Annotated in this window: 5 protein-coding genes; 2 read left to right on the top strand and 3 right to left on the bottom strand. The window is 67.4% G+C overall.

Annotation, left to right across the window (positions count from 1 at the left end):
* Positions 1–25 precede the first annotated feature (25 nt).
* The 3 genes from ACWF82_RS34275 to ACWF82_RS34265 all read right to left on the bottom strand — a co-directional run bounded on the left by ACWF82_RS34275 (position 26) and on the right by ACWF82_RS34265 (position 2939).
* A complete protein-coding gene (locus ACWF82_RS34275) occupies positions 26–784 on the bottom strand; it encodes an SDR family NAD(P)-dependent oxidoreductase (RefSeq protein WP_452507714.1) in 759 nt (252 codons plus the stop codon).
* Positions 785–823: 39 nt separating this feature from the next.
* A complete protein-coding gene (locus ACWF82_RS34270; RefSeq protein ID WP_452507713.1) occupies positions 824–2032 on the bottom strand; it encodes a cytochrome P450 in 1209 nt (402 codons plus the stop codon).
* 121 nt (positions 2033–2153) lie between these two features.
* On the bottom strand, positions 2154–2939 hold the full coding sequence (locus ACWF82_RS34265) for an SDR family oxidoreductase (protein ID WP_452507712.1): 786 nt from the start codon (positions 2937–2939) through the stop codon (positions 2154–2156).
* A 158-nt stretch (positions 2940–3097) separates the two neighbouring features.
* Between ACWF82_RS34265 and ACWF82_RS34260 the strand changes: the two genes are divergently transcribed.
* Both ACWF82_RS34260 and ACWF82_RS34255 read left to right on the top strand, forming a co-directional pair.
* A complete protein-coding gene (locus tag ACWF82_RS34260; protein WP_452507711.1) occupies positions 3098–4333 on the top strand; it encodes a cytochrome P450 in 1236 nt (411 codons plus the stop codon).
* Between the two features lie 73 nt (positions 4334–4406).
* Positions 4407–5903: an acyl-CoA carboxylase subunit beta gene (locus tag ACWF82_RS34255; RefSeq protein WP_452507710.1), complete on the top strand. Its 1497-nt coding sequence runs from the start codon at positions 4407–4409 to the stop codon at positions 5901–5903.
* Positions 5904–6036 lie beyond the last annotated feature (133 nt).

The following is a 6036-nucleotide window of genomic DNA, read 5'->3' as shown; positions in this document are numbered from 1 at the left end:
GGCACCGGCCTCGCCGGTGTCGATGTCACATGACCAGGCCGCCGTCGACCGCCAGGATCTGGCCGGTGACAAACGAGGCGGCGTCGGAGGCCAGGAACACGAAAGCGCCTGCCACCTCCTGTGGTTCGGCCCAGCGCCGCATCGGGATGCGGCTGAGCATCTGCTCGGCGAACCGGGGATCGGTGCGAATCGTCTCGGTCATCGGCGTCGCCGCGGCGGGGGCCAGCGCGTTGACGGTGATCTGCTTGCGCGCCAGTTCTTTTGCCAGTGACTTGGTCATGCCGACGATGCCGGATTTGGCGGCCGAGTAGTTCACCTGCCCGAGCGTGCCGACCAGACCCGCCGACGAGGTCACGTTGATGATGCGCCCCGTCCCGTCGGCCGGGAGATACGGCAGCGCCGCCTGGGTACAGCGGAACGCGCCGAGCAGGTGGATATCGAGCATCCGCAGCACCGACTCCTCGGTGGTGGCACCGAACATCGCGGGCTCGGTGATCCCGGCGTTGTTCACGACGATGTTGAGCGTGCCACCACCTGCCTGCGCCGCGAGTGCGGCGGCGGCATCGGCGGCGGCCCGGTCGCGGACATCCAGTGCCGTCGCGGTGGCCTGCCCGCCATCGGCGACGATCTTGTCCGCGGTGGCTTCGGCTGCGGCGCCATCGATATCGGTGACGACCACGGTCGCGCCCTGCGCGGCCAGTGCGCCCGCGACGGCGGCACCGATGCCGCCGCCCGCTCCGGTGACGAGTGCCGCCCGGCCGGTCAGGTCGAACAGGGTACTGATGTTCACAGGGCTCCTCGAACTCGGAAACGGTGGTGGGGATCAGGCGACATCGAAGCTCACCGGAAGCGCGGTCGGCGAACGGAAGGGCTGGCCGAAGATGTGGGGAGCACCGTCGGGCAGCAGGGTGATTCCGGTGAGCCGGCGCAGCAGTGCCTCCACCGCCACCCGGGTTTCCATGCGCGCCAGATGCAATCCGAGGCAGGTGTGGGCGCCTGCGGTGAAACTGATGTGCGGCAGCCGGGGCCGGAAGATGTCGAATTCCTCCGACCGCTCCCAGCGGGATTCGTCGCGGTTGGCCGAACCGAGGCACAGGTCCAGCACCGCGCCCGCCGGGATGGCGACACCGTCGAGTTCGGTGTCCTCGGTGACATACCGCTGCACCAGCGTCAGCGGTGTCTCGAACCGCAGTCCTTCCTCGATCGCCTGCGGTAACAGACCGTGGTCCTGCTGGACCGCCGCGAACTGATCGGGATGGGTCAGCAGCTGGAAGAGCAGATTGCCCGAGGACCGGTAGGTGGTCTCGAGCCCGGCAGGCAGCAGCAGTCGCAGGAAGGAGTAGATCGCGCGATCGGACAGCTTCTCGCCGTCGATCTCCGCGGTGACCAGATCGCTGATGATGTCGTCGGCGGGCGCGGACCTCCGGCGCTCGATGTGTTCGAGGAAATACTCTTTGAGGTCCTTGGAAGCCTGCAGTGCCCTGGGTACGTTGCCCGCGTAGCTGATGATCGCCACCGCGGCTTCGCGGAAGAACGGCAGGTCTTCCTCCGGCAGGCCGAGCAGGCGGGCGATGACCCGGGTCGGGAACTCGAAGGTGAAGTCGCGCACCAGATCCGCGCGACCTTCCGCGATGAACTCGTCGATCAGCTTGTCGCAGATCGGGCGGACGATCTCGGGCTCCCACGTCGCCAGTGACTGCGGTTTGAACGCGGCCGACACCAGGTTGCGGTGCGCCTTGTGGGTCAGGCCGTTCATCGCCAGGATCGTCGGCCCCATGAAGACCCCGATGGTGGCGTCGTAGAGCTGGGTGCTGAACACCGATCCGTTGCGCAGGGCCTGGTTCACCGCCGACCAGGACACGGCGGCGAAGGTGTCGGTGGGGCGCAGTTCCGCCGGGGTTCGGGAGTAGTCCATCACCGTCCCGTGGAACACGCCCCCGGCGCGCCTGCGTGCCGCGAAGAACGGGTAGGGGTCATGGGGATCGGGCACCTCTGCGACCGTCGCTGCGGGGTCCTCGACGGGACTGTTCACGGCTCACCTCTGACTTCGTCACGCCGAACGGCGGAGTAGATGTATTTACTGTAAGGCATACAGTATAAGAGTCGACACTGGTCCCGGCAATGTGGCCGGGACCAGTGTCTGTGTCTCGGGGTCAGAGCTCGACGGCCGGTCCGACGGTCATCGGTGCGACGAAACCACCGTCGACGTGCACGTCCTGGCCGTTGATCCAGCGCGAGCCGGAGCCGGTCAGGAAATCGATCACCGGCACGATGTCGGCGACCGTGGCGTGCCGCCCGATCGTGGCCTTCACCGCGTCCAGGACGTCCTTGCCCATCGATGCTTCGAAGTCGGTGAGGATCGGGGTATCGGTCGGGCCGGGGCTGACGGTGTTGACCCGAACGCCGTACTTCTGCCACGCCGACGGCGCCAGCCGCTTGGCGAAGATGATCGCGGCTTGCTTGGACGTGCTGTAGACGGGGTAGGCCGGGTCCTGGGTCCGCTGCCAATCCCGTACCGCCGCGAGGTCGGTGGCGGCGAGGAGTCCGGTGAGGTCGTCTATGCGCTGCTGCCAGCCGAGTGCTGCCACCGAGGCGACGGTGACGATCGCGCCGCCCTGGCGCAGCAGGGGCAGCATGCCGGTGGTGAACAGCCGCATACCGAGATAGTTCACCGCCAGGACATCGTCGGCGGGTGCGGTGCCGGGGACGCCGGCGACGAAAGCCAGGGCGTCCCAGTCGCCGCCGATCCGGCCGAGCAGGCCGGTGATGGCCGCCGGGTCGCGCAGATCGCAGATCTCGCGTCGCGCCGCCGGGGTGTCGCCTGGGCGCAGATCCACCGCGAGGACGTGGTCACCACGCTCGTGGAAGTGGGTGGCAGCGGCGGCTCCGATGCCTGAACCGGCACCGACCACGACGATCCTGCGCTGCTGGGAACTCATCAACTCTACCCCTTCGTAGATGCGACAGAAGTATTTACCGAATGCTTGACAGTAAGCCCAACTATAAATCACTGTTGTGTCCTGGACAACGCGCTCACCGGCGCCGCGTGGCACCACGCCGAACCGGTCGGGCGAGCCGATATTTCGAAAGGGTGCTGATGAGCATGCCGGTCGTCGACGAAGCCGCGAACGTCCTCGCGGATCCCACGGTCTACACCGATGAGAAGAGGCTGCACACCGCGCTGTCGGCGCTGCGGGCGGGAAATCCGGTGGCGCGGGTGGAGGTGCCCGGCTACAAGCCGTTCTGGGCGCTCACCAAGCACGCCGACATCATGGCGGTCGAGCGCGCCGACAAGCGGTTCACGAACTGGCCGCGCCCGGTGCTGATGACCGCGCGGTCGGACGAGATGCAGGCCGCGGTGGGCATCAAGACTCTGATCCACATGGACGACCCGCAGCATCGGGTCGTGCGCGCGATCGCCGCGGACTGGTTCGCGCCCAAGGCCATGCGCGCGATGAAGCTGCGGATCGAAGAACTCGCGGTGCGTTACGTCGACCGGATGCGCGACACCGGTGGCGAGTGCGATTTCGTCAGCGAGGTCGCGGTGAACTTCCCGCTGTATGTGATCATGTCGCTGCTCGGGGTACCCGAATCGGACTTCCCGCTGATGCTGAAGCTGACCCAGGAGCTCATGGGCAACGACGACGCCGAGCTCACCCGGTCGACCCCGGCGGACGAGTCCATGAACGCGCTCATCGAGATGTTCACCTACTTCCAGAAACTCACCGAATCGCGCCGCGCACAGCCGACCGACGACTTGGCCTCCACCATCGCCAACGCGACGATCGATGGTGAGCCGCTCTCGGATGTGGACATCGTGTCGTACTACGCGATCATCGCGACCGCGGGACACGACACCACCAGCAGCAGCATCTCCGGCGGATTGCGGGCGCTCATCGACAACCCCGAGCAGCTCGACCGCCTGCGCGGCGACCTCGGGCTCATGCCACGGGCCACCGAGGAGATCATCCGCTGGGTGACCCCGGTGAAGGCCTTCATGCGCACCGCGGCCGAGGATTCGGTGATCAACGGGATCACCATCCCGGCGGGCGATTCGCTGCTGCTGTCGTATGCGTCGGCCAACCGGGACGAGGACGTGTTCGACGACCCGTTCCGGTTCGACGTCGGCCGCGAACCCAACAAGCACGTCGCCTTCGGGTACGGAGTGCACTTCTGTCTTGGCGCCGCACTCGCGCGCATGGAGATCGGCAGCTTCTTCAGCGAACTGCTGCCCAGACTGACATCGGTGGAACTCGCGGGTGAACCCGAGCTCACCGCAACGACATTCGTCGGCGGCCTCAAGCGCCTGCCGATCCGTTTCACCCTGGATTGACCCGGCCCCCGCCGATCCGGTCCCCGCCCCGCGTGCCGGCTGCGGCACGCTCATCACAGAAGACAGGCCCGAAATGAACCATGCCGATACCTGGGACGAGACCCTCGACGATCTCGAGCGGCGTCGCACCCGCGTGCTCGAGATGGGTGGCCCCGAGCGCGTCGCCAAACATCACGGCAAGGGCAAACTCGACGCGCGGGCCCGGATCGAGCGGTTGCTCGACCCGGGTACCTTCCAGGAATTCGGCACCCTGGTCGGCGGCGCGGTCGCCGCCGACGCGATCGTGGCCGGCTCTGGCCTGATCAACGGCGTACCGGTCATGGTCGGCGCCGAGGACTTCACCACGCTCGCGGGCACCATCGCCCCCGGTAGCAATGCCAAGCGCTACCGGCTGGCCGAACTCGCGGTGCGCGACCGGGTACCACTGGTGATGCTGCTGGAAGGCGCGGGTTTCCGGCCCACCGGCGACCACTACGGCCGCACGCCGACCGATCTGCTCGCCCAGGCTCAGTGTTCGGGCAAGGTGCCGGTGGTCACCGCGGTGCTCGGCCCCTCGGCCGGCCACGGTGCGCTCATCGCGCCCGTGGCCGACTTCGCGATCATGAGCAGGCAGGGCGCGATCTTCACCGCGGGTCCGCCGGTGGTGAAGATGTCGACCGGCGAGGACGTCTCGAAGGAGGATCTGGGTGGCCCGGAGGTGGCGATTCCCAGCGGGGTCGTCCACAACGTCGGCGAGACCGACGAAGAGGTCCTCGACGAGATCCGCCGCTACCTGTCGTACTTCCCGCCGAGCGCATGGTCCTACCCGCCGGTCTACCTGGCCGACGAATCGACGGAACCCCGTGCGACACCGGAACTCCTGGGCATCGTCTCCCGGGACAACCGCAACTCCTACGACATGCGGGCCGTGCTCGACGTGGTCTTCGACGACACCGACTGGTTCGAGGTCCAGCCCGGCCACGGGACCGCTGTCATCTGTGCGCTGGCGCACCTGGGCGGTCATCCGGTCGCCGTGGTCGCCAATCAGCCGCAGGTGCTGGCCGGGTCGATCGATGCCGACGCCGCGGACAAGGCCGCGCATTTCATCATGGTCGCCGACTCCTTCCATCTGCCGATCATCTTCCTCGCCGACAACCCGGGAATGCTGCCAGGCAGCGAGTCCGAACGGGAAGGTGTGTTGCGCAGCGGCGCCAGGATGTTCGTCGCGCAGACCGCGGCGACCACGCTGAAACTGCACGTGACGTTGCGCAAAGCCTACGGATTCGGCTCGATGGTGATGTCGCTGATCGGATTCGACGGCCAGGCGGGCACCTTCGCCTACCCCGGAGCGACGATGGGGGCGATGAGCGCGGCCGCGCTGAGCAATGCCTCGAATGCCGAGGAGGAACTCGCCGCCGAACTGCGCGAGATGGAGTTGACGGCGTCGTATCACTCGGCCGAGCACATGGGCTTCGACGAGCTCATCCGGCCGGAGGAGACGCGCAACACCTTGCTGCGGTCGCTGCAGCGTGGCATCTATGCCCGGCAGGCGGCGGCCCAGCCGGTCGGGCGCACCGTCATCCTGCCCTGAACCGGGCGACGACGCGGGGCCCGGGGCCGGGCCGGCCCCGCGGGGGTGGTTAACTGAACGGGTTAGGTGTAACGGATTGTTCCGCGCCATCCCGGGGTACGGGGGCTAAACCAGTACCCCAGGGTTTTTGGTG

The sequence above is a fragment of the Nocardia sp. NPDC055053 genome (assembly GCF_053608285.1).
The sequence above is the reverse complement of the archived record's forward strand: the minus strand, read 5'-3'. Positions and strand labels throughout refer to the sequence as shown.

Bases quoted from the DNA above. Each gene is read 5' to 3' on its own strand.
- ACWF82_RS34265 (WP_452507712.1), bottom strand. From the start codon at position 2,939: ATGAGTTCCCAGCAGCGCAGGATCGTCGTGGTCGGTGCCGGTTCAGGC.
- ACWF82_RS34260 (WP_452507711.1), top strand. From the start codon at position 3,098: ATGAGCATGCCGGTCGTCGACGAAGCCGCGAACGTCCTCGCGGATCCC.
- ACWF82_RS34255 (WP_452507710.1), top strand. From the start codon at position 4,407: ATGAACCATGCCGATACCTGGGACGAGACCCTCGACGATCTCGAGCGG.